Genomic DNA, 23,837 nt, shown 5'->3' with positions numbered 1-23,837 from the left:
GGACGGAGAGTGATGGCGGATGGGTAGGGACGGTCTCGTTCCAGGGTCTGCTCGGCTGCACCTGATCGACGGTCTGCCGTTGCTGCGGCCGGATGAGCAAGTCTTTGAGGCGATGATCAAGGGCTGGCGCAACCAGCAGCTCGCCCGGAATCTCTCACTGGGGTACGTCAATGACCAGGAACGTACGGTCCGGGCGTTCACCCGGCATGCCGATGCGATGCCGTGGCAGTGGACGCCGCAGCACGTCGACGAATGGTCGGCCGATCAGCGGGCCGTGCACGGCTGCGTCCGCTCCACCCTGCGCAACTACCAGGGCTCGGTACGGCAGTTCTGCGACTTCCTGACCAATCCTGCCTACGGCTGGAACGACGAGTGCCTGCGGCACTTCGGTACTCACCCAGTCCAGGTGGTCTACGACTGGAACGCCGCGACGCACGCCGACGAAGCCGAGGGCGAGCCAGAACGACGGGCCTTCACCAAGCCTGAGCTGGAGGCATTCTTCGATCATGCCGACGAGGAGGTCCTGCGCGTTCGCGGCAAGGGCCGCAAGGGCTGGCTGCCGGCCTTCCGGGATGCCGCCTTGTTCAAGGTCGCGTACGCCTACGGCCTGCGACGCAACGAGACCCGAATGCTGGATCTCACCGACTTCGGACGCAATCCGGAGGGCCGGGAGTTCGGTGAGTACGGCACCCTGCTGGTCCGCTACGGCAAGGCCAAGAAGGGGTCACCGCCCAAGCGCCGCAGCGTGCTGACCGTCTGGCACTGGACACCCGGCACGATCGAGGAATGGATCAGCGAGGTGCGTCCCGGGATGCGGCACTCGACCAGCCGGGCCCTGTGGCCGTCCGAGCGAGGGCCGCGGCTCGGGCTCCAACGCCTAGACTCCCGCTTCGCCGCCTACCGGGATGCCATCGGCCTGGACCCTGCGCTGGAGTTCCACTCGCTGCGCAGGTCCTACATGACCCACCTGATCGAGGACGGCCACGACCCGCTGTTCGTCCAGCAGCAGGTCGGCCACGACCACGCCTCCACCACCGCGATCTACACCTGCGTCTCCTCCGACTTCCGCACCCGCTCCCTGCGTCGCGTCCTGGACGCCACCATCGAGGCCGCTCTGCGGCAGGGAAGGACCTCCTGATGCCACGCCAGATCAGCTACCGGTGGCGCCTGCGCGAGCTGATGGCCGCCCGCGGCATGTTCACCGTCGCCGAACTGATGCCTCACCTGAGCGAACGCGGCATCACACTGTCCTCCTCCCAGGTCCACCGTCTGGTCTCCGGCACCCCGGAACGACTGTCCCTGCCGGTGTTGGCCACGCTCTGCGACATCCTCGACTGCACGCCCACCGACCTGATCGCCACCTCGGCCCAGAACCTCCCGGCCCGCCGAGCCGCCGGCGAAGAGGCGCCGATCAACCTGGCCGCCCGCCGACCCACACGGGTCCGGCTGACGCCCGAGGCGTGAGCGATGACGCCCGAGGAGTACGAGCGGTGGATGATCCGCGACTGCGCACGCTGCGGCCGTCGCGCCTCGAAGTCCGCCGAGTGGTCGGACGGTCCGATCTGCCGAACCTGCTACGACCGCGCGATGCGAGTCCGTGGCCGCTGCCCCTGCTGCGACACCGACCGGCTGCTGCCCGGGCGGGACACCGACGGCGCGCCGATCTGCCGTGACTGCGCGGGCATCGTCCGCGACTTCTTCTGCGATCGCTGCGGCTTCGAGGGGCTGCTGCTTGGCGGACGCCTCTGCGAACTGCACCCTCGCCGATACGCTCGCCCGCCTCCTCGATGACGGCACCGGCTGCGTCGCCCCGGCGTTCCTGCCATTGGTCAAGATCTTGCTGGAAATGGACCGGCCCAAGAGCCGACTCATCTGGCTGCGCAACCCCAACGTCGTCCGTCTCCTCCAGGGCCTGGCCACGGGCGGTATCCCGCTCTCGCATGACGGGCTGCACCAGGAAGCCCCCTGGCGAACCGTCACTCACCTGCGTGACCTGCTGGACAGCGGTGTCCTCCCGCGGGTCGACCGGCAGCTCCTGCTCTACCAGCGCTGGCTGACCGAACGGCTCGGCACCATCGAAGGCCCCGAACATCGCCAGCTTCTCCGCCACTTCGCCACCTGGCACCAGATGCGGCGCCTGCGGACCAAGGCGGAGAAGGGACCGCTGGGACGCTCCCAGACCAACCACACCAAGCAGGAGGTCACCCAGGCCGGTGCCTTCCTCGCATGGCTCGCCAGCCGAGGACGTGTAATCAGGCAGTGCCAGCAGGCCGACATCGACGCCTGGCACACCGATAGCCTGGCAACCCGCCGCCCGTCCCAGTCATTCCTGCGGTGGTGCATGAAGAGCGGCCGGATGCCCCGCCTCACGCTGCCGCCCGCGATCATCACTCAGGACTCGGAACCGCTGCACCAGCACCGCCGGCTCGCGATCCTCCGCCGGGTCCTCAATGACGTCTCCTTGCCCCTGCGGGCCCGGGTCGCCGGCGCCCTCGTTCTCCTCTATGCGCAACCCGTCAGCCGCATCGTCCGCCTCACCATCGACGACGTCATCGACGACGTCATCGACGACGAGACCGTCGTCACCGTCCGGCTGGGAGACCCGCCGTCCCCGCTGCCGGAGCCCGTCGCCGACCTGATGCGGGCCTACATGCACTCTCGCCAGCACTTGCCCTACGCCAGCAGCAGGAGTTCACAGTGGCTCTTCCCCGGCCGTCAGCCCGGACAGCCGATGAACCCGGTCAGCCTGCAAGTCCACCTGCGTGAGATCGGCGTCCCTCCACAGCGCGGCAGGACCTCCGCGATCCGTCAGCTCGTCCTCCAAGCCCCGGCCCCCGTCGTCGCGAAAGCACTCGGCTACCACGACAAGACCGCCACCCGCCTGGTCACCGAGGCCGGCGGAACCTGGAGCCGATACGCCCCCGGCGACCACACACAGTGAGTTGTCGCGTCGCTCCAGCTGGCATGCCTCGTCACTCGGGAAATGTGAAGCCCAGCTCCCGGAGGCGGGGCAGGCAGGCTTCGAGGCACTGCTCCACGGACGCGGCATCGGTACGCACGAGGATGTCGTCACGCAACGGGGCGCCACTGGCCACGAACGTCCAAGGCTTCCGCCTCTCTGCCATCCGCTCAGCATCAGCCTTGAACAGCACGGTTATGCCCTGTTCGGCGAGCGCCTCCATGATCGCGACAATGTCCACCAGTGACCCCTCCAGAAGTGGCTCGAACACACCACGGTGAACCTATCCGTCCGAGGACGGACCACGAACACTGGCCTCGCCACCCAGAGTGACCAACGAGAGCCGTCCAAGCTGGAATACGCGACACCTCAACATGCGGGCCTACCAGTCCCGAGGCCGGTTGGCGCGGCTGCCCCCAACGGCTTCATGCAGCCGATGTTCGTCGGGCGACGACGACGAGCGCAGCTTGTTTGCGATGCTGGGTAGGACACAGCACAGCCGTTGCCCTCCTTCCCGAAGCTGAGGAGGGCAACGGCTGCGTCGCTGGGTATCAGGCCCTGGGTGCTTCGAGCCCGCTCAAGAACTGGGTCCAAACGTCCTTCGGGAAGAGCAGGGCGGGGCCTTCGGCGTCCTTGGAGTCGCGAACGGCGATCTTGTCGCCCACATTGGTACGGCGGGCAAGTTCTACGCAGGAGCCCCCCTCCTGCGTGCTGTAGGAGGACTTCTGCCATTCGTCGGCTGCGGCCACATCGGGGGCCATGAGGTTGGTGTTGATGGCTACATCCACTTTCTTGCTAGTTGTTCCAGGAAGTGGGGTGTTTCCCCTGGTCCTAGAGCTTCGGCGCGCATTGCATCGAACTTGCGCGCGTGGGCCCAGACCTCTGTTTCCTTGTCCACGACGTTGACCGTGCCCACTCCGTCCGCATGGACCGCGGTCGGGAACGGCGGATCGAACTCCAGCAGCGTGAAGTCGCCCGTTGCTCGGTAGGACGCCTTGGACGAAGGAAGTATCTGTACCGTCACGTTGTCGCGCTTCGCCAACTCCGCGATCTCTTCGTACTGCTCACGCATGACGTCGCGGTTGCCGTACACGTTGCTCACGGCAGCCTCGCCCATGATGACGGACAGCTCTACCGGGTTTTCGCTACGGGTGATGAGCTCCTTGCGTTCCATCCGCAGTTGGATGTTGCGCTCAACGAACTCGGTAGTGGTCTCTTCGACGGGCTTGGCCGTCTCGAACAGAGCTCGCGCGTACCGCTCGGTCTGAAGCAGACCGAAGACCAGGTTCGGTTGCCACGCCCGCATCGTGCGGGCACCGGCCTCCAGTCCTACGTACAGAGCCATGCCGGATGGCATCACGCTGCGGAACGGCGACCACCACTCCTTGCTGAGGGAATCGGCGTGCAGGTTCAGAAGGAACTCGATGTCCTTCTCGTCCTGTACGCCGTAGCTCTCCAGGAGGGCGCGGAGCTGCACTCCGGTCCGCAGTTTCGTTGTGCCGTTCTCCAGCTTCGACAGGCGGGTCTTGTCGAACGGCATGTTCGCGCTCGCCTCGGCCAGCGTGAGGCCGGCCTTCTCGCGTAGGCGCAACAGTTCCTGCCCAAGCTGGATACGTCGGAGGGTGGGGCCCACCTTCGCTGCCACGTCCTTAGCCTCCCCGATTCCTGTGTCAGCCGCCAGCGCCCGTGTGTCGGGTCCGGGCACCGCTGTGTCAGTTCTCGCCACCGCTGTTACCGCCGAGAACGACGCTGTGCCGAGTCTGGCAGTGACTGTGCATGTTGCAAACCCCCTTGTGTCAGCAACAAAATATGCCAACTTTTTTGCAACTCGACTTTCAGTTGCATCGTAACTTGCCGTTGCAGCAGGCTGGTTGAGCTTCGCTGAACGGGTTGCAACATCCCGAGGCGAGCAGTCCGTACGCATAGGTGACTTCCCCTCTCACCTCGTGGTTCCTCTTCGCAAGCCGGGCGTCTGGCCCGGCTGAAGTAGAGCGCCGATCACGTAGGGGAGAGCGGCAGGGGCGCTACCGCGGGCCTGCGGCAGCGCTCCACGAGAGCGGTGGAGGACTGAACGATGAACGTTGCTGTGCATGGCGGCCTGCCCATCAGTGAGCACTCGCACTCGTCGGCCTTTGCCGTGGGCCACCCCCTCGACTTCATGGCGATGTCGTACCAGCCCACCGGGCACGCGGCCGGCACCCCTCCGTTGCCTCGGGTGGATGCCCAGGAGGTGCGGGACATGCGCCATGACGGGACCGCGCGGCTTCGTCGGTGGGGCGTTGGTGACGAGGTGGTCGCGGTCGCGGATTACGTGATCGGCGAGCTGGTCGCCAACGCGTTCCTGCACGGTGCCGTACCGGGCTGCGATGTCGTCCTCAGCCTCTCGTCGTACGAGTCGGTGATCGACGTGGCGGTGACGGACGGGTGCCCGAACATGCCGCGTCTGCCCCACGCATCCGCAGATCGCCGGGACGCCTACGAGAGCGGGCGGGGGCTGCTGCTCGTGCGCAACAAGACGTACCACCTGGGGGGCACGTGGCGCTTCACCAGGTGGAGCACCGGCAAGGAGATCGCCTGCACCCTGCCCCGCGAGCCTGTCGGCGACCACCGCGACCGGGTGGCCCGGTCCTATGACGCTGCGCGGATCAGCGAGGCGCTGGTCTACCTGAGAATGCCCGGCTTGTACTACGCCGACCCCCTGAGCTGGCGCCGGGCGCGCAAGGTGGTGTGGGGCTCGTGGCCCAGGCTCGTCCCCTTCGCGGAGCGCCACCTCCAGGACCTGCCGAAGGCGGACCCCGCGCGCTCGGAGATCCGCGCCTTCCTCGACTGGGCCCGACGGCTGCGCGCCGACGGGCCCGTCCCGATGCATTACCTGATCGTCGCTGTTTCGCGGCTGCTCGACCTTGCCGAGGACGCTTCGCGCCGACCGCGATGAGCCGGAACCGTTCCGGCAGCCGCCGGAACGGCGCCCTATCCGCTCGCCGCCACGGCGGGCCCATCCCTGACCAGAGGACCAGGACATGCCCCCGACCGACCAGCGCAGCAAACACCCGTGTAAGCACCAGCCGCCGTGCCCGGCCGCCGGTGCGCCGGACCGGGAAGCCGCCCGCATCGTGGCATCGCACACCGAGCAGGGCTGGGTGCTCCGCTGCAATGGCGTACTGGCGTTCGAGGACACTGGCGAAATTCTTCCGGACGGCCAGGTCATCGCCCCGCACCGCCCGCAGATCCGGACGGGAGCGGTCGCGTGATGACCGGCTTCACCTGGGGCGGTCGGCCCATCCCCCGCTGGCGCCGCTTCGCCTTACGCGCCCGCGGTCTCGGTGACGGTGTGCCGGCTACCGCGAGTGCAGGCGACTACGTCACGATCGACTGGGGGGACCGCCGCAGCACGGAGGCGGAGCCGATTCTCACGTGGTGGGTGTCGCGCAGCGTGTCCGGACCCGGAAGCGCGCAGGAGCACGCGGCGGAGGGCGGGCGGGCGGAGAACGCCATACACGCGGTCAACTGGCTCCACAGCAGCGGCACATGGCTGAAGCTGCGCCCGGGGCACCCGGCGGGCCTGTTCTTCGATGCCTTGGACGAGGCCGCCGTCCGGCTGGACTACGCCCGCCGCCTGACCGCGGACTGCACCGGCATCAGTGTCACGGTCACCGAGCGCGGGGTGTGCACCACCTTGTCGATCGGCTGCACCGTGGAGACGAACGGTGCAGCCTTCCTCAGCGAGCCCATGGTTCCCCGGACGAGGTGCGCTACATGAACGTCGAAGCGATGCTGGCCGGCCGGTGCTGGCATGGGTGCGAGCCGGCCGCCACCAACCCCGCCGTCTTCGTCGGGCCGGGCGACTTTCTCGGGCTGTACCTGCCGCTGTTCCTGTGCGAGTGGCACCGCCAGCGGTTGCAGGCGCGGGCCGGGCTCGGCTGCGCGGCGTGCTCGCTGTGCGAGGCCGTCGGCGTCCCGGTGGACCGGGTCGGCGAGGACACGTCGGTGGTGACCTCCGTACGCAAGTGGTCCGACGGGCGGCGCGTGGTCACCAAGTGGGCCCTGCACGTGGTGCTCTACGGCTGCGTGCCGTGCCAGGAGGCGGCCCTGGAGGCCATCGTCAACGCCCGCGACCGCAGCCGCTACGCCGGCAGCGCGCAGCGCCCCCTCACCCCCGCGGCCTGACGCCGCCTCACCGTCGCCGTCCGCTTCGGACGGCGCCCGACCTCACCGGAGAACCTGATGCCCCCGCTCCCCGCTCCCCGCCCGCGGACCCTGTACTCCGCGGTGCTGCTGGACCACCGGGACCGCGTGCTGGTGGTCCACGCCGACGATGCTCCCGGGGGCCTGTACGGGCTGCCGGGCGTGGCGCCCGACGGGGACGACACCGGATGGATGGGACTGGCATCCGCGATCAAGACCGCCACCGGGCTGGAGATCATGGTCGGCCGGCTGCTCGCCACCGACCTGACTCCCGCCGACCCGCAGACCGGTACGCCCGTCTACCGCCACCGGTTGCGATTCTGCGGCCGGGTGCCGCAACACCGACGGATCATTCTGGGCGGCGGTCTGGACCACCACCGGTGGCTGGCCGCCGGCGAGGTGGCCGAGTACTGCGGGAGCGCTGCGCCCCTGATCCAGTGCGCCCTGAAGGTGCAGGCCAGCGGGGAGAAGGTCGATCCGCGTGACGTGTCGTCCGTCGCCTCCCGCACGGAGGTGTAGACGATGCCTCTCACGATTCACGATGACCTCGCGCCGGAGCCCCGGGAGCCGGGCCGCCCGCCGCGCTACCGCATCGCTCCGGCCGGGGCCGCCGACCTCCCAGCGGTCAAGGCCCTGGTGAAGGCCCGTAGGGGCTGGCTGCGCCTGAGCGGTCTGGCACCCGGCTCGATCGAGCCTGCGGTGCTCAGCTACCTGCGGGCCTGCGCCGTCACCGATGCCCAGGTCTGGGTCCTGTATGAGGGGACGCTGCTGCGGGGCGCCGCGGTCACCTCGATCGATGCCACGGTGAACCTCCAGTGGCACCAGGACCCGGACAGCGACTCGCTGTGGCTGCACGACATGTACACCGACCCCGACGCCCGTGACGCGCCCGGCCGCTGGATGACGTGGTGGCTCAGCCAGCACTACCACCCGCAGCTGAAGTACGTCTTCGCGGCGCTGTGCGATGAGGTGCTGGCCCGCAAGGTCGCGTATGGCCACGGGCTGGAGCTGCATCTTACCGACGACGAGTTCCGCCCCTTCCTGCTGCGCCGCCGCACCGCGCCCGCCCGCCGTCTGCACACCGTCGTCGCGAGCGACATCCCGCCGCTGACCGGCCCCCTGCGCCTCAGACGCTGAGGCCCACCAGCTTCCGCGCGGGGCTGGCCTCCCCATAACCGCGCGGGAGGGCGCGGAAGTGCCTTCCGCGCCCCGGGGCGCCGCAGACGGCGGCGGCACCCCACCTCTGCGCAAGGACACCGTCACTCGCTGCCCGACGGCGTTCTCGTGCAGGGCCTGGCGTACCGCGACGCGTGGCGGGTGCGCGCTACGCCGGGGCCGGGGTGCTGGAGGGGTTCCCCCGAGCGCCTCCAGCACCCAACTCCCCAACCGGGCAGCGCCCGGCTCAACACCCATACCGAGGAGCACATTTTGCCTACCCTGTCCGCCCCGGCCGACCGGCCGTACGTGCTTGAGCACGTGAACTCGCTGCCGCTGGTCGACGGCGCCAGCGCCACCGAGCCGCAGTACCGCTACGCCCCGGACAGCCAGCTCGTCGTGGACGACGTGGGCTCGCCGATCCTGAGCATTATGGCCACCTGCCTGTACGGGGCACACCGCGGCGACCCGGACGAGAACATCGACCGCATGATCGGGGCCGACGCGTGGTGGTAGAAGACCTCGTCGCGCAGGCCGGGCGTCCGCGCCCGGTCTGCGTGGTCACCCGTGACGACGACGCCTCCCTCAACGGCGTCATCCAGAAGCTGCACGCCCTCGGCGCCCCGGTGCTCCGCTTCGACCTCGCCAGCTTCCCGAAGCGCGTCACCCTCGCCGCCCAACTGGCCGGCGACCGCATCGAGGGGACCCTGGAAGCCGACGGGCGCCGCGTACGGCTGGAGGACATCGGCGCCATCTTGTGGTGGCACCCGGCCACCCCCTGTATCCGCCCCGAGGGCGTGGACGAGCGCGAAGCCGAGTGGCTGAGCCGGGAGGCGGCTGCCGGACTGGCCGGCACCCTTGCCGCCCTCGGATGCCTGCACGTCAACCACCCCGACCACACCTACGTGGCGCAGAACAAGCCTTACGCCCTGGTCCAGGCGGTGGCCGCCGGACTGCGGGTGCCTGCCACCTGGATCGGCAACGACGTGGCCGACGCGCGCCGCGCCGTGGGCGATTACGGCCGGGCCGTGTGCAAATCGCTCGTGTCGCCGGCGATCGAAACCACCGGCAGGCCGAAGGCGCTCTTCACCAGCCCGGTGAACCCCGGCGGCCTCGGCGAGAACGTGGCCGCTGCCGCGCACCAGTTCCAGCAGCGGATCTTCGCGATGTACGAGGTACGCCTCGTCGTCGTCCAAGCGAAGCTGTTCGCCGCCCGGCTGACGGCGCCGGCTCACTCCACCGATTTCCGCGCCCACTACGACGAGCTGGACTACGCCTACACCGACGTGCCGACCGAGGTCCGGGACGGCGTGGTGCGGCTGATGAGCCGCCTGCACCTGCGCTACGCGGCCCTGGACCTGCTGGTGGACACCCAGGCCCGGTGGTGGCTGGTCGACGTGAACCCCGCCGGCCAGTTCGGCTTCGTCGAGCACCCCCTTCCCGACCTCACCATCTCCGCCGAGCTCGCCAACCTGCTGACCGACCCCCGCATCGCCCGGCGCCGCCGCACCTCCCGGCCCGAGCGCACGCGCACTGAGCGCTAGGAGCACCATGCACACGGGATACAACCCCGCGCCCCCGGTCCGCATCGGCGGACAAGGGCTGCTGACCGACACCGACGGCCGGACCCTGGTCGTCCGGCCCACCTACGCCGATGACCCCGAGCACTCCTACCAGCTCATCGGCGGCCACGCCCTGGAAGACGAGTGGTACGACGGCGCCGCCGCACGCGAAGCCCGCGAGGAGACGGGGCTGACGCTTTCCCCCGGACGGCTGCTGGTCATCGACCGCATGGACGGCAAACCGGGCCGTGCCCCGGGCTACAACTTCGTCCTCGACTTCGGCACCGTCCCCGCTGATGCGCAGATCCGGCTGCCCGCGCCGTCCGGGGCCGGGGAGTCGCCCGAACTCGATGCCTACCTGTTCCTCGCGGACGACGAACTGGATGCCTACTGCCAGGACTACATGGTCAAACGCATTCGCCGGGCCAAGGAGGCCCGCGACTTCGCGAAGACCATCGAGCTGCACCGTGGCGAACCGGTGCAGCGATGAGGGGCGGCAACGGGCCGCTGGGCCCGAAGGGGCTGCGCGAGATCGGCTGGGGCGACCCGGCCCCCGCGGCGCGGGCGATCCTGGAAGAACTCGGCGCCGAGCGCACCGAGATCATCCCCAACCCGCACCGGACCCGGGCCTGGGCCAAGGACCTCGTACGCGCCCCGCGCCTGCTGGAGCAGGTCCAGGACCTCATCGGGCCCGATGTCGCGGTGGAGCACACGTTCCTGGTCATCAAGTGGCCGGGCACCGACTTCGAGATCGGCTGGCACCAGGACGGCATTGACGACCGGATCGAGCTGGACCCCCAGCGCTCGGTCGCCGCGTGGCTGGCCCTGACCAACGCGCCCCCGTCCTCGGGCTGCCTGTATGTGGTGGCCGGCTCCCAGCGGCTCGGCTACCTGCCCTACGCCCTGGAGGAGGACACCGGCGCCACGCGCGGCCGGGCCCAGGTCGCCACCGTGCCCGACGGCACCGTCGGCACCCCGATGCTCTGCGGCCCCGGGCAGGGGGTGCTGATGGACGTCCGGCTGCTGCACCGCTCCGGCTCCAACCGCATCAGCGGCGTGCGCATCGGCCTGAACATCCGCTACGCCGCACCCGGAGGCGTCCAGATGCGCGACGGCTCCAGCCCCGCCCACCTGGACCCGGTCAGCGGAACAGGCTGGTGACGACCGTGGTCCCGCCCCGACGTGGGGTGGGGCGGGACCCCGATCGCAAACAGCAACGCGTTGTCGGCTTCACCCTTCACAGGAGTACGCAATGAACAGCCACGTCACCCTCGCGAGTTCCAGATGACCGGCGGGCAGGGGCCGGTGAGCCCGTACGGATGGCGCACCATCCGCTGGGGCGAGGCCCGGACCCTGTGCCACCAGCTGACCGAGCGCTACCGCAGCACCCGCACGCAGCTCGTCCGCAATCCGCACTGCGACCTGCCGGAGGCGCAGGCCATCGTGCGCTCCCCCCAGCTCCTGGACCAGGTGCGCGCGGCTATCGGCCCGAAGGTCTTCGTTGAGCACAGCGACCTGATCCTGAGATGGCCGGGCAGCACCTTCGCTGAGCCCTGGCACCAGGACGGCATCAACGACCGCCTGCACCTTGACCCGGACCGGTCGGTGGCCGCGTGGCTGGCGCTGACCGAGGTCACGCCGCACTCCGGCTGCCCGTTCGTGGCCTCCGGCGCGCACGCAGGCGGCTACCGGTCATCCGGCACCGGCCCGCCCAACGGCTCGTCCACCGCGTCGGTGACCCTCCCCGCGGGGCAGGGCGTGCTGATGGACGTCCGGCTGCCGCACCGCTCCACCACCAATGAGAGCGGCCTCGTACGGGCCGCGCTCAGCGTCCGCTTCGTCGCTCCGGACGGCATCCGGATACGCGACGGCTTAAGCCCCAGCCTGTTCCCGGTCAGCGGGACGGGCTGGTAATCCCACAGGGGAAAGAGAGGAGAGCACAGTGAGCATCCTCAAGGAATACGCCGAACAGCGCGACGCGCCGGTCAGCGTGCGCGTGCTGAACGGCGAGGACACCGACGCCGAGCGGCGCGGCACCAAGCAGCCGCTGCTGCGCAGCGACTGCACCTTCTACTGCGCCACCGAGGACATGGCCCGGCGCTGCATCGAGGAGCTGCGCGAGTCCGACGAGCGGCTGCGCTCGCGCCCGGAGGAGCTGATGCTCTGGGACTGGCAGGCCACGCACTTCGAGCCGGAGCCCGGCAACACGGACGGCGGCGGCTGGATACGGCTCGGCGTCGCCTGGTACGACCAGGGCTTCTTCGACGACCGGCGCGACGCCGCCTTCGGCTACCTGCACCGCAGGATCTACGACCGCATCGGCCTGACGGACAAGGACATCACCATCGTCCACTGGTCCCGCGTAGCGGAGCCCGTCCCCGCCGCCGCGTGATGCGGTAAGCCTGTCCGGCCCCGTTCCTTGACCGGCGGGGCCGGACATCACCGGGCCGGCTCGCGTACCGCTTCCTTGGGGAGGGAAGCACGCGAGCGGGCCCCCCAGGTGGCGGCCACCCCCCCGGTGGCCGCCACCGCCGTCACCAGCCCGCCGGCCACGAAGCCCGCCCGCGGGTCGGCCGCCGCCAGCGCCGGCACCACCAGCATCGCCACCGTCCCGCTCGTGCGGATCACCGTCAGATCCACCGTCATCAGCCGCAGCCGCTCCGCCGCCGGATGCGCCGCCAGGTGCGTGGCCAGCGTCACCTGGAGGAACGGCGCGACCGCCCCCGACAGCGCCGCCACCACCAGCAGGTACGGCAGGGACAGCGCGGCCGCCGTCGCGGCCAGCAGCAGCCCCGATGCCCCCCACGCCGCGCAGTAGCGCACCGGCGCACTCCCCTTCAGCCGCATGTTGCCGGCCACCCCGTTCGCGGCGAGCGCCCCCGCCCCGGTGGCCGCCAGCACCGCCCCGTACGCACCGGGCCCGCCGCCGACCGCGTCGGCCAGCAGCGCGGGCATCGCCATCGCCACGGCGCCCGCGCCGATCCCGACCCCGTGTACCGCGATGGCAGCGGCCGTCGGCGGATGCGCCCGCAACAGCCGCCATGCCGACACCCGCGCCGCCCCCGCCGCCGCGGCCGGCCCCCGACTCGCGGGGCCCGTATGCCGCCGCCCCAGCAGCGCCAGCGCCACCGCGGACACCGCGAACGTCGCCGCGTCCGCCCAGAACAGCGCTGCCTGCGGCACCACGGCCAGCAGCAGCCCCGCCGCCCCGGGCCCGGCGATCCGCGCCAGCCGCCCCGACAGGTCCATCAGCCCCACCACCGCCTGCACCTCGTCCGGCCGCACCAGGTCGGGCACCAGCGCCCCCAGGTTCGGGTCGAACAGCGCCCCGGCGGCGCCCAGCAGCAACGCCGCCGCCAGCAGCCCCGGCACCCCCAACCCCGCCCACGCCAGCGGCAGCAGGACCACCAGCAGCGCCCGCGCCACGTCCAGCCCGGCCAGGGTGCGCAGCGACGCGCACCGTGCCACCGCGGCCCGGCCCACCGTCCCGAGCACGATGTAGGGCAGCGACTCGGCCACCGCCACCAGACCCATCGCCGCCGCCCCGGACTCCTGCCAGGCGATCCACATCACTGCCATCGCATACAGCCGGTCCCCCAGCACCGACAACGCCTGCGCACCCCACAAGGCCAGCACCCGGCGACGCCGCAGCAGCCGTACGTAACCCAAGATCACTCCCGGCCCGGAAACGACACATCCCGGCCGAGGCAGCCGGGACGCGCGACACCTTAGGCCACGTACGAGGCTCCGAGAGGTCAATGGCACGAACGAAGCAATGCACCAGCTCTGTGTCTGCTACCGGCAGGACATCACTGCCCATGGTTCTACGCCGATGCGTACGGACAAACGCTCATATGGTGCCGCTTACACGGACGAGCGGAGGCAACCTGCTCGGTGCCTGATGTAACGGATCGGCCCGGACTGACGTTCCGCGCTATGTATCGGTTGGCCTTTGTGTCAACAGCAGCGACATGGCGCGGAGGAATGGGTGACGACTGCTACCGCTCCCCTATCACCAGCGGCGGGCCGGGCCTTCTGGCAGGAGCCCCTGTTTCCTGCGCATGTACCGGTACCGCAGGGCGCAGGGAAGAAGACGGAGACGAAGGCAGCTCCCCCCGTTCCGCTAGCCCCGGCCGTCGAACCGGCCAAGGACCTGTCGCACGTCTGGGTCGTCGCCGCTGAGATCGAGGTGGAGTCGCGCGTGGCGCGCATCGCCGACTTCCGCGGCAGCTTCAAGACGAGCGCTGATCAACGCGTCGACGCCCTGGAGGACTACTGCAAGGGCTGTCGCCGCCCGTACGACGAGGCACAAGGGCGGGACTGCGCGGAATAGATCGACAACCGGCACCTGATCGGGGGCGACCAGGCCACCCGGAAGAAGCGGAGGACCCCACCGCCGCCCAAGGGAGCCACCATCATCCCGGGCAGCACGATCCAGCGCCGCAGCATCAACGCCTACATGACCGGGGTCAGCCGCCCCCGCTGACCTTCCCGCAGCACCGCACGCTGACGGCCGGGGCGAGCACGCGACACAAACCGCGCTACGCGACATCAGTTAGTCGCTATGGGCCACTACAGCCTCCAAAAAGCTGTTCTGTGCCGACATCGCCCGCATCATCCTGGCCGCACAGCTTTTGGCGCCACTCGCACCACCGACAGTCGCACCTTGGCCTGGACGGCTATCTCGAACAGCGCGGACTGGCTCCCGGCTGCCGCTGAGCGCACCGCAGTTGCGGGAGGCCAACACCATAGAGGTGGTCAAGGGCGTGGTCCTGCAGGCGTTTTCTGATCCTAGGCAGCCTGATCGCAGCGCGTGGCGAAGCTGAGGCACGGTATGGCAGTAGGGGTCGCGATCCCTGGTAGGAGGTAGCGCCAGAGGGTGATCACCCGATGGTGCAAGTCGGCTCGGCCGACGGATATGTGGGAGAGGAGCTGTGTGCCGGAGTAGGAACTGACCAGCATCCAGGCCACTTCCTCTTCGTTCGCCTCCGGCAGTAGCTCCCCCCGGCTTCGGGCTGCGCGCAGCTGTACGGCGAACATCTCCGCCCAGTAGCGGTAGGCGGAATCGTCTTGGACACCCCAGGCTCCTTGCTCGATGGCAAGACGGACCCCCGCCCGGAGTTTCGGGTTGCTCTGCAACTCGCTGGCGAGGTACAAGGTGATGTCGATGAGCCGTTGCAGGCCGTCTTCGCCCGGCGGCATTTCCAGTCCTTCACCTTGCTCGGTCATCACGGCATGAGCCAGATCGCTCTTGCACGAGAAGTGGAAGTACATCGCGCCCGCCGTGACCTCCGCACGTCTCATGATCTTACTGATGCTCGCCGCAGAGTAGCCGTGCTCATCGAATAGCTCAGCTGCCGACCGGAGGATGGCCTCCCGCGTCTTGACCGCCCGTTCCTGCACTGCGCCGCACATCCCTTCGAAGATTTCCCTGGGTGGTACAAAAATGCCGAGCGCATCTCGTTGCGGAGTAGGCAAAAGTTGATCACCGCAAGGCGACGAGCTCTACTGATCGGGCCGCTGACTAGGACTTCGGGGCACGCGTTTCGGGCCTGCCGGGACACGGTACAGCGCTCCCAGCCGTTCAAGAAGGCGCGCTGTGAAAGCCTCTTCGGCGGCGGCTTGGCGCGCTTATACGCCGGACCGATTCCGGCCCGACGGATTGCTACGCGCCCGCCCCAGCGTGCCGGAGGCCGCGGCCAATCGTTAGGCAGATCTCAGGCATACGGCAGTAGGTTGTCCTGTTCGTACAGGTCCCGCCACACCTCACGCAGCAGCAGGATCCGGTGCTGCAGCTGTGGGAGCAGCTTTTGGATTTGGTCGACGGCTGCGTCCGGGGCGGCGGGCAGGGCACAACGCGTGAGCAGTTTCACTTCGTCACGCGCCTCGGGGATGAGGGCTGCCTGCGGCATGCGGGCGATCACCGCGTTCGCGTCGACCTCGGTGGCCGCCCATTCGCCCGGCGCCTCTTCGATCGCCCAGATGACCGAGTGGCTGCTCGGCGACAGCGTCAGGCGGCTGTCGGGCCCTATCAGGCGGCTGAGGACAGGCAGCGGAATGCCGTCGTCCCCCGCGAGGGCCGCTGCTTCCTCTGCCGTATCCAGGACGAGACGAGCAGTGAGCGAATGCGCGTGACGCTGGTGTATCGCGTCGTCCCGCCCCTCGCTCTTCTGGGCCCGGGCCGGTGCAGCTTGCGCCTTTCCGGCAGCCGGCGTCTCGGCCCAGGCGTTGCGGGCACCCCCGAGGGCGTCGTGCTCGTCGTCAGCGCGGTCGTCCTCGACCCAGGTGATGACGACGAAGCGGCAGTTAGGCATGCTCGCCGGGTACACCACGTGACTGACGACCTCAACGGTCTCCCAGCCCAGGGCCGGCACGTTCATGCGGAAGACGTGGCCGTCGCGGGTCTCGCCCAGCTCGTTCTCGGCCTCCCAGATGCGCCGTACGTCGGGGTCCTTCTTGACGTCGTCGATCAGCCGGCGGAGTTCGGCGTCGTGCTCGTTGGTGGCTTCCGCGAACTTGAGCATCTTCACGTAGGCCGCAGCGTGCTTGTGCCAGTCGTGGTACTGGGCCCGCGCTTCGGAGCGGGTCAGCGCCCAGCGTATGAGGTTGGCGCCGGGCTCCATGACCCACGGCCACCACTCCGCCATGGCCGTGTTGAAGCTGATGATGTTCCAGTACCGGTCGCAGAGGTACATCGGGCTGGGCATCTGCTGGTCGATCAGCAATCGCAGTGCACGCCGCAGCTCGGGGCGTCCTTCGGCGCTCGACGTGGGAAGGGATGTGCCGACGTTATACAGCAACAATGCGTGGCGTTCGTCACGGTCCAGTGCGAACAGAGCAGCCAGTGAATCGCACTGGGGCTGAGTGAATCGCGGCGGAGTCGCGCCCCGTTCAATCTTCCGGTACGTGCGTACTCCCATTCCCAGGGACTTAGCGGCCAGTGCTTGCGTGACGCCGGCGGTCTTACGCCACCTTCGCAGCAGCGCGCCAAACCCCATGAACTGTCCGGCAAGCTGCCCAGCGCCCTGCACTGAAGAAGCCTTTTTCTGGGCGGCGCCGTCGGGGTCCGGTTCCTTCGCGTCCATGACCCTTCCTCATTCCTTCGTCCTGCCTTCGGAGACGTCCGCTTTCGGGCATGAAAAAAGAGGGTCAGCTCACAATGGCTGGCCCCCGCCCTATCATCTCCGCCCTAGTACTCCAGCTGTAGATCGCGATCTTCATGTCTGGGCGGCTTGTCGCTGGTAGTGGCCGGTCTGGGATCGGGCTTGGTGTCTGCGTCGCCAGTGGGACCAGCTGAGCCGATGGGCCGCGTCGTGTGCGGGCCAGACCATGAGCGCGGTGAACAGGTGCTGGATCTCGTTGGAGGTCAGCGGTATGAGTCCCTCCGGCTTCGGGTGGCGGGCGTGTTCGTCGGCGCGGACGACGGTGAGGAAGGCGTGGGCGAGCATCGCGAGGGTAACCCAGCGGTGCCAGGACACCCAGCGCCTGACCTGGTGTTCGTCGAGCCCGGCCAGGCCCTTGCCGGACTGGAAGATCTCTTCGACGGTCCATCTGCGTCCGGCGACCCGCACCAGGGTGGACAGTGGCACGTGGGTGGCTGAGTAGCAGCGGTAGAAGGCGAGTTCTCGGGTGTGCCGGTTACGGCGGACGAGGAGCTGGTGGTGGCCGGGCCGGTCGTCGGCGATGCCGGCCAGGGCCCAGTCATAGAAGCGGTGCCCCTTGGCTCCGGCCCCGGCGGAGAGCTTCTGCCAGGCCCGTGCGGGGAGCTTCTTGACCAGGGCGTCGGCGCGGAGTGTGCCCGCCCGCATGGTGATCTGGTGGTCGCAGGCGACGGCGAGTACGTAGCCGATCTCGCGTCTTTCGAGCTCGCCTCGCAGGTGGGGGTTGCCTCCGTAGACCTCATCACCTGCCACCCAGGACGCGGCGACCCCGGCGTCCAGGGCACGGCCGATCATGCGTGCGGCGAGGGCGGGTTTCGTGGCGAAGCCGACGGCGTCGGGTATCCCGGCGGACCGGCACCGGGCCGCATCCTCGGTCCAGGAACGCGGGACATACAGCTCTCGGTCGATCGCCGCGTGCCCGAGCGGGGTGGAGTAGGCGAGGTATACGGCGACCTGGCTGTTCTCGATGCGTCCGGCGGTGCCGGTGTACTGGCGCTGCACGCCGACCGTGTGCGTGCCCTTCTTCAGGTCGCCGGTCTCGTCCACGACCAGCACCGCGTCCTGGTGGTGCAGGCGCTCGACGACGAAGCCGCGGATGTCATCGCGTACCGCGTCGGCATCCCACCTGGCCCTCGACAGCAGATGCTGCAGACCGTAGGGGGTCGCATCCCCGGCATGCTCAGAAAGCGTCCAGCAGTTCTTGCGCGGCAGATCCGACAGCAGCCCGAGCACGAACGCCCGCGCCCGCCGCCGAGGTTCCACCCGCACGAACCGTCCCGCGATACGACCCATCAGGACTTCGAACGTCTCCTGCCAGCGGGCAGGATTTATGCTGTGACCTGCGGCCACCGCCTGATTTTCCGTCATCACACACCGATGATCAACGGTTCCCGCACCCGTTCCCGGACCAGCCCCCTGATCAGCAAGATCGTGATCTATAACTGCGCCCTGAACTGGACTTCGACCACGCCATCTGTGGGAGCCGGTCGAGCATCGGCTGTGTGATGTCGGCTGTGGTGGCTGAACTCGTCAGCATTCCCGGTGGCCGAGCAGGTCGGCCAGGGCGGTCAGCTCGGCGCGTACGGACAGGACAGGCGTCGTCTCCCACAGGATGGCCAATGCCTCGCGCACGCGCCGATCGGCCTCCCGCCGGGCCCAGTCCCGTCCACCCGCGAGCTCGACCAGGTGGGTGGCGCGGGTTAGTTCGGCGTGGGTCAGGGGGTGGTCGAGGCGGTAGAGGCCGGCCAACTCCGCCCCCACCGCCGTGCCGGAGGCAAGAGCGGCTGCCACTGGCAGGGACTTCTTGCGGCGGGCCGCATCCCAGCCGACGGGCTTCCCCGTCACCGTGGGGTCACCCCAGAGGCCGAGCAGGTCGTCTACGAGTTGGAACGCGACGCCAAGCCGCTCGCCGAACTCCCGCAGGGCATCCATCTGGGGGCGGCTGCCACCGCCGGACAGTGCACCCAAGGCGCACGCCGCGCCCATCAGCATCCCAGTCTTGCCAAGCGCCATGGCTTCGCACTCTGGTAGGCCCACATCGTCACGGTGCTCGAAGTCCAGGTCCGCGCTCTGCCCGCCAACCAGACCTTGCAGGGCCGCGGTGAGTAGTTGGGATGCCTGACTCGAGATCGCGCCCGTGCCGGCCAGCACTTGCAGCGCCAGCGCCCACAATGCGTCCCCCGCCAGGACCGCCGTCGGAACCCCGAACGCCGCCCACACGGTCGGCCGGTGATGGCGCACCCGGTCGCCGTCCATCACGTCGTCATGCAGCAGGGAGAAGTTGTGCACCAACTCCACGGCCGTCGCTACGGTGACGGCGTTCTCGGCAGTGCCGCCGACCGCCTCGGCCGAGAGCAGTGCCAGCGCAGGTCGGAGCATCTTGCCCGCACCCGCGTTGACGGGCTGACCCTGGTCGTCGAGCCAGCCGAAGTGGTAGCCCGCCGCCCGCCGTAGCGGCCCCGGCAGCGAGTCCACCGCCGTGCGCAGGTGCGGTCCGACCAGCGTCCGCGCGTCGTTCAGCACCCGGGAGGCGGTCCTGGGATTACGGACGACCTCGGCGTTGGTCACCATCGGGTTTGCCTCCCGGTCCAACCCCCGCTCACAGGGCGGGCCCACATGCGCCTGGTCCCGGCCGCGCGGTGCGGCCGAGGGCGCTCGGTCACATCAAAAGCTGGGCGACGGAGCACCGGCAGATCCTTGCTGTCGGGCGAGCCGCACCACAGCCTCGACGTGACGGGTGGCCATCGCCTCGTGGTCCACGGCCATCTCCTTCCAGAGCGACTTCGGATACCGGTAGCGGCGGCTGACCGCGTGGAAGGTCCATTGGCTCTTCATCATCGTGTCCAGGCCGTCGAGGTAGCGCAGCAGGGCGCTGGCCCTGGGCTCATCGTGTGGGCGCACATCCCCGGCGAGGTTGGCCACGTACGACGAGAGGGTGACGAACTCCTGGATCATGTCGGCCACCAGGTAGCCGCTGGCTTTGATCGCCTCCAGCAGGCTGGTCCCGGGGCGGTTGAGCGCGAGGACGGTGATGAGGTTGTCACTGGCCCCGAGGTCTACGACTTCCTTCTCGAAGGACACGACGTCGTTCCCGATGGCCGGAATAGCCGCCGCTAGGAACATGAGACGGTCGAGGGCAGAGACCAGGTTGTCGGGCTCGCGGTAGAGGTCGTCGAGGTAGGCATCGAGGCCGAGCTCCAGCAAGGAGGTCACGTAGGCCATGCCGGAGGTTCGAAGCCGCTGTTGGATGTATCCGAAGATCGATGGCACAACCCCCGTGGCGGGAAGACTGAGATCTTGGTGCGTGAGCTGGACGTGATCGCGAAAGCGGCTGAGGAAGCAGGCGAACCACGACGCAGGAGAGCCGGCGCGGATCTCGCGCAGAAGCTGCCTGGCCGCTCCTTCCTGGATGCCCTCGCTGTCGGGGGCGGCATCGAGGTCATCGCAGATGGCGACGACGGCCGCGGCCAGATGAGGGGCCCCCTGCGCGTGCACGCCGGCCAGGTCCCTGCCCTGGGTATCGTTGAGAAACCAATTGAATGACAGGAGCTTGCTCTGCAGAATCAGCGCTGCCCTGCTCGCTGTGGGAAACACCCAGCTGCAGGCGCTGAGGATGTGGGGCGTCGTACTCAGCCAAAGCTGGTTCGCGCGCATCCAGGACTCGACCTCGGCCGTCACCGACTGCTCGGCCGGGTGCGGCCTGATGTGCGCACTGGCTTCCCCGAAAGGGAACCCGACCGGGCTGAGCAGGTCATCCAGCGACAGCAGCCCCGGGCCGTGCGAATCAATGAGTGCTACATATTCGCCTCGCAACAGACGTAGGCGTTCGGCATCGGCCGGCGTGTACGCACGAGTGTGATCGGTCAGGACTTCCATGAACGCGTTGCGGTAAGGCCAAGATGGTGTGAGAGTCGGCACGTCTCGCTCTTCCCGTGAGGATCTGCTGGCCGGTCGGGCGGACCAGATCGGCGCCATAAGCATGTCGGGGGCGGCTGCCGCCGCTCCCATCGCTGTGGTCGCCCGCGGGTGCTACGTCGTCACGCTCCGTGCCTCTTTGCGTTCGCGCGTGAGAGTACGCATGTACAGCCCTGAGGGGTTCAGGAGCGCGGACGGCGAAGCCTTGACCTGCCGGCCCGAGGCGGGCTCCAGCCGCCACCGGGCTGCAACCGTGGCCAGCGCCAGGACGGCCTCGGTCATCGCGACGGAGTCACCGATGCACTTGCGTGCGCCCGCCCCGAAAGCCAGATAAGCGTCACGGGGGATGGCTTTCGCTCGCTCGGGCACCCAACGGTCCGGATCGAAACGCTCCGGGTCGCGGTATAGATCGGCGCGGTGATGCACGAGGTAGGGGCTGTAGACGACGACGGTTCCGGCGCGGACGGGCCGGCCGCTGAGTTCGGTGTCAACTGTCGTGCGGCGGGTCAACAGCCAGGTCGGCGGATACAGGCGCTGGGTCTCGGTGATGATGTTCCGCGTCACCTCTAGCCGGGGCAGGTCCTCGAAGGTGGCAACCCTGTCGGTCAAAACGGCGTCGACCTCAGCGTGCAGTCTTGCCTCAATGCGAGGGTGGCGTCCCAGCAGGTGCAAGGCCCAGGCGAGACTTGCGCCGAGCGTTTCCGTCGCGGCGAAGAAAAACGTCATGACCTGGTCGCTGATCTCAACGTCGGACAAGTGCCCCCGCGCCTCTCGGCCGGCGAGGCCACCCTAGGCTGCCAACAGCATCGACATCAGGTCGCCACGGTCGATGTCGTCGGCTCGATAGTCGGCAATGACACGCTCGACGGTCCGCCGGAACCGGGTGCGTGCCCGGTCGAAGCGGCGCTTGCCGGGGGTAGGGATGGCAGCGGCGCAAGGCGGCAGGAGCATGCGCCGGTACGCCTCTGCTCCGACGGTCGCCATGTCGGTAATGAGTGACTCACGGACAGCGGCGGGCGTGGCGGAGAAGAACGTAGCTGCGGCGGTGCGCAGGCTGAGCATCGTCGTCTCCGCCAGGACGTCGATATTTCGGCCGGGCTGCCACGCGTCGGCCGCCGCACGGACCTGTGCGCTCATCTCTCGTGCGTAGGCTGGCAGGTTCGCTCGGTGGAAGGTCGGCTGGATCAGCCGTCGTTGCCGACGGTGCTCCTGGTATGGGCAGGTTGCCAGGCCGTTGCCCACAACCTCGCGGCCGCGATCGAAGAGGAAGCCGCCCTTGTCGAAGGTGCGGTCGTCCACCAGGACACGGCGGGTAAGTTCTGGGGTGCAGACCACGAGGGCGTTGACGGGCCCGAGCCGGATCGAAACAACATCTCCGAAGGCCGGCAATGACCGGAGGAAGTGCAGCGGGTCACGTAGAAACCGCAGCGTGTGGCCGAGCAGCGGCAACGCCCCCGGCGCGGTGGCGAAAGAGTTATCGGCCGACATGATCAGCCCTCCGCTGTGGTGTCGGGCGGGCCCCAGAACAGGGCTACGCATGCCTGAACTTCACGGCTGCTGGGACAGAGCAGGAGAAACCTGCAGACCACCGCCGCGCGGCAGGCCAACGCGTAGAGCAGGCAGGAGGTGGGCTGGCGCTGCAGCCCGGTGCGTTCGGCGGACCGCTGAGCCCGCGCGCGGCCCTGTGGGGCGGGGACTCGAAGACCTCCACCGCGCCCTCGGTCAAGTGTTGCGCCGTGACCAAAGTACCGTGGTGGACGGCGCGGCCACCCCGAGCTCCCTCGCTGCGAGACACGAAGTGCGCGAGCGTCTGAGCTCCCTCTCGGCCGCCAGTTGCCGTGGAGACGACCGCATCAGGCACCTCCGGATGGCGGCCCCAGATGGCCACCGAGCCGGTGATCAGGGAAAGCGTTGCCCCGGCGGCCATCTGCTCGACCCGCAGCCCCAGCTCTGCTTGTTCCTCGCGCCTTTGCCCGGGTAGGGCCGCGGTCCCCTCCGCCATCGTCACGCCGAGGAAGCTACAGCCTCACTCGCCTCTCAAGCGGTGTAATCCCGCTGGTGAGGCCACTCTCCACTCTTAAGAAGGGATGAGTGAATTCGATGAGGCAACGTCAGTTCTAGGGCGGATCGTATGATCTGACGAATACAGGCAAAAGGGGCACTGATCACGTCACCTCGCCATCAAGCACGTAACCCCAGCGCCTTAGCAACTCCTCCACGACCCCGGATAACTCGGCGACCCACGCCGCCCCGGCCTCTCTGTCGCGATCGACGGTGCTCTGTGCGAACTCCTTTGGCGGCGCGATCACCCTGGCGCCTTACGCGCCCGCCCGTCGCAGCTACCAAGCCCCAGCCTGCCGCTGGAGCCGCCCGGCAGACCGCACACTATGAAGGTCGCTATCTACAGCTGGAGTACTAGGAACCATCGCCAGGATTGAGGGGTTCTTCGGCCTGCCGCTGTGTCCTCAGCCGCTCCCCGTGAGTAACCGCCACAGAGGCGTGTTGGCCATCCACGCCACCGCCCGGCAAGAGGACCTTGAAGCCATTGCCCGACTCCGCGAGGCTCAGCAACAAGTTCAGGAGTTGCAGCAGGCCCTAGAGTCCGCTCGATCCGCTCTCCATGTCGCCGAGCAGGAGGCAACAGTCGCAGCTGGCCTCGTAGAATTGACGGCCACGCTCGCTGTACAAACCGCAGCTCAGGAGCAGATGGAAGCCCTGAGCTGACCAGACGTCTTTTCATTTGGCGAGTCGGCGGTGGCATATGAGGGTTGCCGCGATGGCGGTGAAGGCCAGGAAGTGGTCAGGGTTGCGTTCGTAGCGGCGGTGGAGCCGTCGGCATCCGGACAGCCAGGACACCGTGCGTTCCACGACCCAGCGCGGTGCCGGCCCAGACGGTGGGAG

The 23,837-nt window shown here is 68.8% G+C and carries 25 protein-coding genes and 2 pseudogenes; 16 read left to right on the top strand and 11 right to left on the bottom strand.

Annotated features, from left to right (window positions below; translation table 11 throughout):
* The first annotated feature begins 19 nt into the window (after positions 1 to 19).
* From ACZ4Z1_RS38020 to ACZ4Z1_RS38010, 3 genes are all read left to right on the top strand, one after another.
* Positions 20 to 1,138, top strand: a complete 1,119-nt coding sequence (locus tag ACZ4Z1_RS38020; protein WP_468491251.1) for a tyrosine-type recombinase/integrase — start codon at positions 20 to 22, stop codon at positions 1,136 to 1,138.
* The gene (locus ACZ4Z1_RS38015) at positions 1,138 to 1,464 is read left to right on the top strand and encodes a helix-turn-helix domain-containing protein (RefSeq protein WP_468491250.1); all 327 of its coding nucleotides are present in this window, start codon (positions 1,138 to 1,140) and stop codon (positions 1,462 to 1,464) included. Before ACZ4Z1_RS38020 ends, ACZ4Z1_RS38015 begins: the two co-directional genes overlap by 1 nt.
* A 268-nt stretch (positions 1,465 to 1,732) precedes the next feature.
* Positions 1,733 to 2,941, top strand: coding sequence for a hypothetical protein (locus tag ACZ4Z1_RS38010; protein WP_468491249.1), 1,209 nt, complete (start codon positions 1,733 to 1,735; stop codon positions 2,939 to 2,941).
* A 31-nt stretch (positions 2,942 to 2,972) separates the two neighbouring features.
* Here the strand turns inward: ACZ4Z1_RS38010 and ACZ4Z1_RS38005 are convergent, their stop codons facing one another.
* The 3 genes from ACZ4Z1_RS38005 to ACZ4Z1_RS37995 all read right to left on the bottom strand — a co-directional run bounded on the left by ACZ4Z1_RS38005 (position 2,973) and on the right by ACZ4Z1_RS37995 (position 4,604).
* Positions 2,973 to 3,200, bottom strand: a complete 228-nt coding sequence (locus ACZ4Z1_RS38005) for a hypothetical protein (protein ID WP_052877024.1) — start codon at positions 3,198 to 3,200, stop codon at positions 2,973 to 2,975.
* 310 nt (positions 3,201 to 3,510) lie between these two features.
* A complete protein-coding gene (locus ACZ4Z1_RS38000) occupies positions 3,511 to 3,747 on the bottom strand; it encodes a DUF397 domain-containing protein (protein ID WP_468491248.1) in 237 nt (78 codons plus the stop codon).
* Positions 3,738 to 4,604 (bottom strand): helix-turn-helix domain-containing protein, encoded by an 867-nt coding sequence (locus ACZ4Z1_RS37995; protein ID WP_468491247.1) that lies wholly within the window; start codon positions 4,602 to 4,604, stop codon positions 3,738 to 3,740. Before ACZ4Z1_RS37995 ends, ACZ4Z1_RS38000 begins: the two co-directional genes overlap by 10 nt.
* Positions 4,605 to 5,033: 429 nt before the next feature.
* On the opposite strand from ACZ4Z1_RS37995, the gene ACZ4Z1_RS37990 reads away from it, so the two are divergent.
* The 12 genes from ACZ4Z1_RS37990 to ACZ4Z1_RS37935 all read left to right on the top strand — a co-directional run bounded on the left by ACZ4Z1_RS37990 (position 5,034) and on the right by ACZ4Z1_RS37935 (position 12,253).
* Positions 5,034 to 5,894, top strand: a complete 861-nt coding sequence (locus ACZ4Z1_RS37990; RefSeq protein WP_468491246.1) for an ATP-binding protein — start codon at positions 5,034 to 5,036, stop codon at positions 5,892 to 5,894.
* Positions 5,895 to 5,979: 85 nt separating this feature from the next.
* Positions 5,980 to 6,210 carry a DUF5999 family protein gene (locus ACZ4Z1_RS37985; protein WP_468491245.1) on the top strand — a complete coding sequence of 77 codons (231 nt, stop codon included), beginning with the start codon at positions 5,980 to 5,982 and terminating at the stop codon, positions 6,208 to 6,210.
* Positions 6,210 to 6,719, top strand: coding sequence for a hypothetical protein (locus tag ACZ4Z1_RS37980; protein ID WP_468491244.1), 510 nt, complete (start codon positions 6,210 to 6,212; stop codon positions 6,717 to 6,719). Before ACZ4Z1_RS37985 ends, ACZ4Z1_RS37980 begins: the two co-directional genes overlap by 1 nt.
* On the top strand, positions 6,716 to 7,126 hold the full coding sequence (locus tag ACZ4Z1_RS37975; protein WP_468491243.1) for a hypothetical protein: 411 nt from the start codon (positions 6,716 to 6,718) through the stop codon (positions 7,124 to 7,126). The genes ACZ4Z1_RS37980 and ACZ4Z1_RS37975 overlap by 4 nt, the downstream gene beginning before the upstream one ends.
* Positions 7,127 to 7,183: 57 nt before the next feature.
* The gene (locus tag ACZ4Z1_RS37970; protein WP_468491242.1) at positions 7,184 to 7,663 is read left to right on the top strand and encodes an NUDIX hydrolase; all 480 of its coding nucleotides are present in this window, start codon (positions 7,184 to 7,186) and stop codon (positions 7,661 to 7,663) included.
* Between the two features lie 3 nt (positions 7,664 to 7,666).
* Positions 7,667 to 8,281 carry a hypothetical protein gene (locus tag ACZ4Z1_RS37965; RefSeq protein ID WP_468491241.1) on the top strand — a complete coding sequence of 205 codons (615 nt, stop codon included), beginning with the start codon at positions 7,667 to 7,669 and terminating at the stop codon, positions 8,279 to 8,281.
* 291 nt (positions 8,282 to 8,572) lie between these two features.
* Positions 8,573 to 8,815 carry a hypothetical protein gene (locus ACZ4Z1_RS37960; RefSeq protein ID WP_468491240.1) on the top strand — a complete coding sequence of 81 codons (243 nt, stop codon included), beginning with the start codon at positions 8,573 to 8,575 and terminating at the stop codon, positions 8,813 to 8,815.
* On the top strand, positions 8,806 to 9,843 hold the full coding sequence (locus ACZ4Z1_RS37955; RefSeq protein ID WP_468491239.1) for an MvdC/MvdD family ATP grasp protein: 1,038 nt from the start codon (positions 8,806 to 8,808) through the stop codon (positions 9,841 to 9,843). Before ACZ4Z1_RS37960 ends, ACZ4Z1_RS37955 begins: the two co-directional genes overlap by 10 nt.
* Positions 9,844 to 9,850: 7 nt before the next feature.
* Complete coding sequence (locus ACZ4Z1_RS37950; RefSeq protein WP_468491238.1) at positions 9,851 to 10,351, top strand: NUDIX domain-containing protein; 501 nt, start codon at positions 9,851 to 9,853, stop codon at positions 10,349 to 10,351.
* Positions 10,348 to 11,022 (top strand): phytanoyl-CoA dioxygenase family protein, encoded by a 675-nt coding sequence (locus tag ACZ4Z1_RS37945; protein ID WP_468491237.1) that lies wholly within the window; start codon positions 10,348 to 10,350, stop codon positions 11,020 to 11,022. The genes ACZ4Z1_RS37950 and ACZ4Z1_RS37945 overlap by 4 nt, the downstream gene beginning before the upstream one ends.
* Positions 11,023 to 11,145: 123 nt before the next feature.
* On the top strand, positions 11,146 to 11,775 hold the full coding sequence (locus ACZ4Z1_RS37940) for a phytanoyl-CoA dioxygenase family protein (protein ID WP_468491236.1): 630 nt from the start codon (positions 11,146 to 11,148) through the stop codon (positions 11,773 to 11,775).
* A gap of 28 nt (positions 11,776 to 11,803) precedes the next feature.
* A complete protein-coding gene (locus ACZ4Z1_RS37935) occupies positions 11,804 to 12,253 on the top strand; it encodes a hypothetical protein (RefSeq protein WP_468491235.1) in 450 nt (149 codons plus the stop codon).
* Positions 12,254 to 12,300: 47 nt separating this feature from the next.
* On the opposite strand, the gene ACZ4Z1_RS37930 is transcribed toward ACZ4Z1_RS37935, so the two are convergent.
* Positions 12,301 to 13,530 carry an MFS transporter gene (locus tag ACZ4Z1_RS37930; protein WP_468491234.1) on the bottom strand — a complete coding sequence of 410 codons (1,230 nt, stop codon included), beginning with the start codon at positions 13,528 to 13,530 and terminating at the stop codon, positions 12,301 to 12,303.
* A 319-nt stretch (positions 13,531 to 13,849) separates the two neighbouring features.
* Here ACZ4Z1_RS37930 and ACZ4Z1_RS37925 point away from each other — a divergent pair, with 319 nt between their 5' ends.
* A complete protein-coding gene (locus ACZ4Z1_RS37925) occupies positions 13,850 to 14,194 on the top strand; it encodes a hypothetical protein (RefSeq protein ID WP_468491233.1) in 345 nt (114 codons plus the stop codon).
* A 458-nt stretch (positions 14,195 to 14,652) separates the two neighbouring features.
* Here the strand turns inward: ACZ4Z1_RS37925 and ACZ4Z1_RS37920 are convergent, their stop codons facing one another.
* The 7 genes and pseudogenes from ACZ4Z1_RS37920 to ACZ4Z1_RS37890 all read right to left on the bottom strand — a co-directional run.
* Entirely contained in the window at positions 14,653 to 15,276 is a 624-nt protein-coding gene (locus ACZ4Z1_RS37920) for a ScbR family autoregulator-binding transcription factor (protein ID WP_468491232.1), read from the bottom strand.
* A gap of 302 nt (positions 15,277 to 15,578) precedes the next feature.
* On the bottom strand, positions 15,579 to 16,946 hold the full coding sequence (locus ACZ4Z1_RS37915) for a helix-turn-helix transcriptional regulator (RefSeq protein ID WP_468491231.1): 1,368 nt from the start codon (positions 16,944 to 16,946) through the stop codon (positions 15,579 to 15,581).
* 132 nt (positions 16,947 to 17,078) lie between these two features.
* A complete protein-coding gene (locus ACZ4Z1_RS37910) occupies positions 17,079 to 18,314 on the bottom strand; it encodes an IS701 family transposase (RefSeq protein ID WP_468491284.1) in 1,236 nt (411 codons plus the stop codon).
* Positions 18,315 to 18,551: 237 nt separating this feature from the next.
* Positions 18,552 to 19,592: a polyprenyl synthetase family protein gene (locus ACZ4Z1_RS37905; protein ID WP_468491230.1), complete on the bottom strand. Its 1,041-nt coding sequence runs from the start codon at positions 19,590 to 19,592 to the stop codon at positions 18,552 to 18,554.
* A 93-nt stretch (positions 19,593 to 19,685) separates the two neighbouring features.
* Positions 19,686 to 20,939 (bottom strand): terpene synthase family protein, encoded by a 1,254-nt coding sequence (locus tag ACZ4Z1_RS37900; RefSeq protein ID WP_468491229.1) that lies wholly within the window; start codon positions 20,937 to 20,939, stop codon positions 19,686 to 19,688.
* A gap of 111 nt (positions 20,940 to 21,050) precedes the next feature.
* Positions 21,051 to 22,424: pseudogene (locus tag ACZ4Z1_RS37895) on the bottom strand (cytochrome P450).
* Between the two features lie 1,248 nt (positions 22,425 to 23,672).
* Positions 23,673 to 23,837: pseudogene (locus tag ACZ4Z1_RS37890) on the bottom strand (transposase); the annotation flags it as partial.

The sequence above is a fragment of the Streptomyces sp. NPDC030165 genome, assembly GCF_055573595.1.
This window is presented reverse-complemented; position numbering and strand designations above follow the sequence as displayed.

Bases quoted from the DNA above. Each gene is read 5' to 3' on its own strand.
- ACZ4Z1_RS38020 (WP_468491251.1), top strand. From the start codon at position 20: ATGGGTAGGGACGGTCTCGTTCCAGGGTCTGCTCGGCTGCACCTGATC.
- ACZ4Z1_RS38015 (WP_468491250.1), top strand. From the start codon at position 1,138: ATGCCACGCCAGATCAGCTACCGGTGGCGCCTGCGCGAGCTGATGGCC.
- ACZ4Z1_RS37990 (WP_468491246.1), top strand. From the start codon at position 5,034: ATGAACGTTGCTGTGCATGGCGGCCTGCCCATCAGTGAGCACTCGCAC.
- ACZ4Z1_RS37985 (WP_468491245.1), top strand. From the start codon at position 5,980: ATGCCCCCGACCGACCAGCGCAGCAAACACCCGTGTAAGCACCAGCCG.
- ACZ4Z1_RS37980 (WP_468491244.1), top strand. From the start codon at position 6,210: ATGACCGGCTTCACCTGGGGCGGTCGGCCCATCCCCCGCTGGCGCCGC.
- ACZ4Z1_RS37975 (WP_468491243.1), top strand. From the start codon at position 6,716: ATGAACGTCGAAGCGATGCTGGCCGGCCGGTGCTGGCATGGGTGCGAG.
- ACZ4Z1_RS37970 (WP_468491242.1), top strand. From the start codon at position 7,184: ATGCCCCCGCTCCCCGCTCCCCGCCCGCGGACCCTGTACTCCGCGGTG.
- ACZ4Z1_RS37965 (WP_468491241.1), top strand. From the start codon at position 7,667: ATGCCTCTCACGATTCACGATGACCTCGCGCCGGAGCCCCGGGAGCCG.
- ACZ4Z1_RS37950 (WP_468491238.1), top strand. From the start codon at position 9,851: ATGCACACGGGATACAACCCCGCGCCCCCGGTCCGCATCGGCGGACAA.
- ACZ4Z1_RS37945 (WP_468491237.1), top strand. From the start codon at position 10,348: ATGAGGGGCGGCAACGGGCCGCTGGGCCCGAAGGGGCTGCGCGAGATC.
- ACZ4Z1_RS37940 (WP_468491236.1), top strand. From the start codon at position 11,146: ATGACCGGCGGGCAGGGGCCGGTGAGCCCGTACGGATGGCGCACCATC.
- ACZ4Z1_RS37920 (WP_468491232.1), bottom strand. From the start codon at position 15,276: ATGTGCGGCGCAGTGCAGGAACGGGCGGTCAAGACGCGGGAGGCCATC.
- ACZ4Z1_RS37915 (WP_468491231.1), bottom strand. From the start codon at position 16,946: ATGGACGCGAAGGAACCGGACCCCGACGGCGCCGCCCAGAAAAAGGCT.
- ACZ4Z1_RS37910 (WP_468491284.1), bottom strand. From the start codon at position 18,314: ATGGGTCGTATCGCGGGACGGTTCGTGCGGGTGGAACCTCGGCGGCGG.
- ACZ4Z1_RS37905 (WP_468491230.1), bottom strand. From the start codon at position 19,592: ATGGTGACCAACGCCGAGGTCGTCCGTAATCCCAGGACCGCCTCCCGG.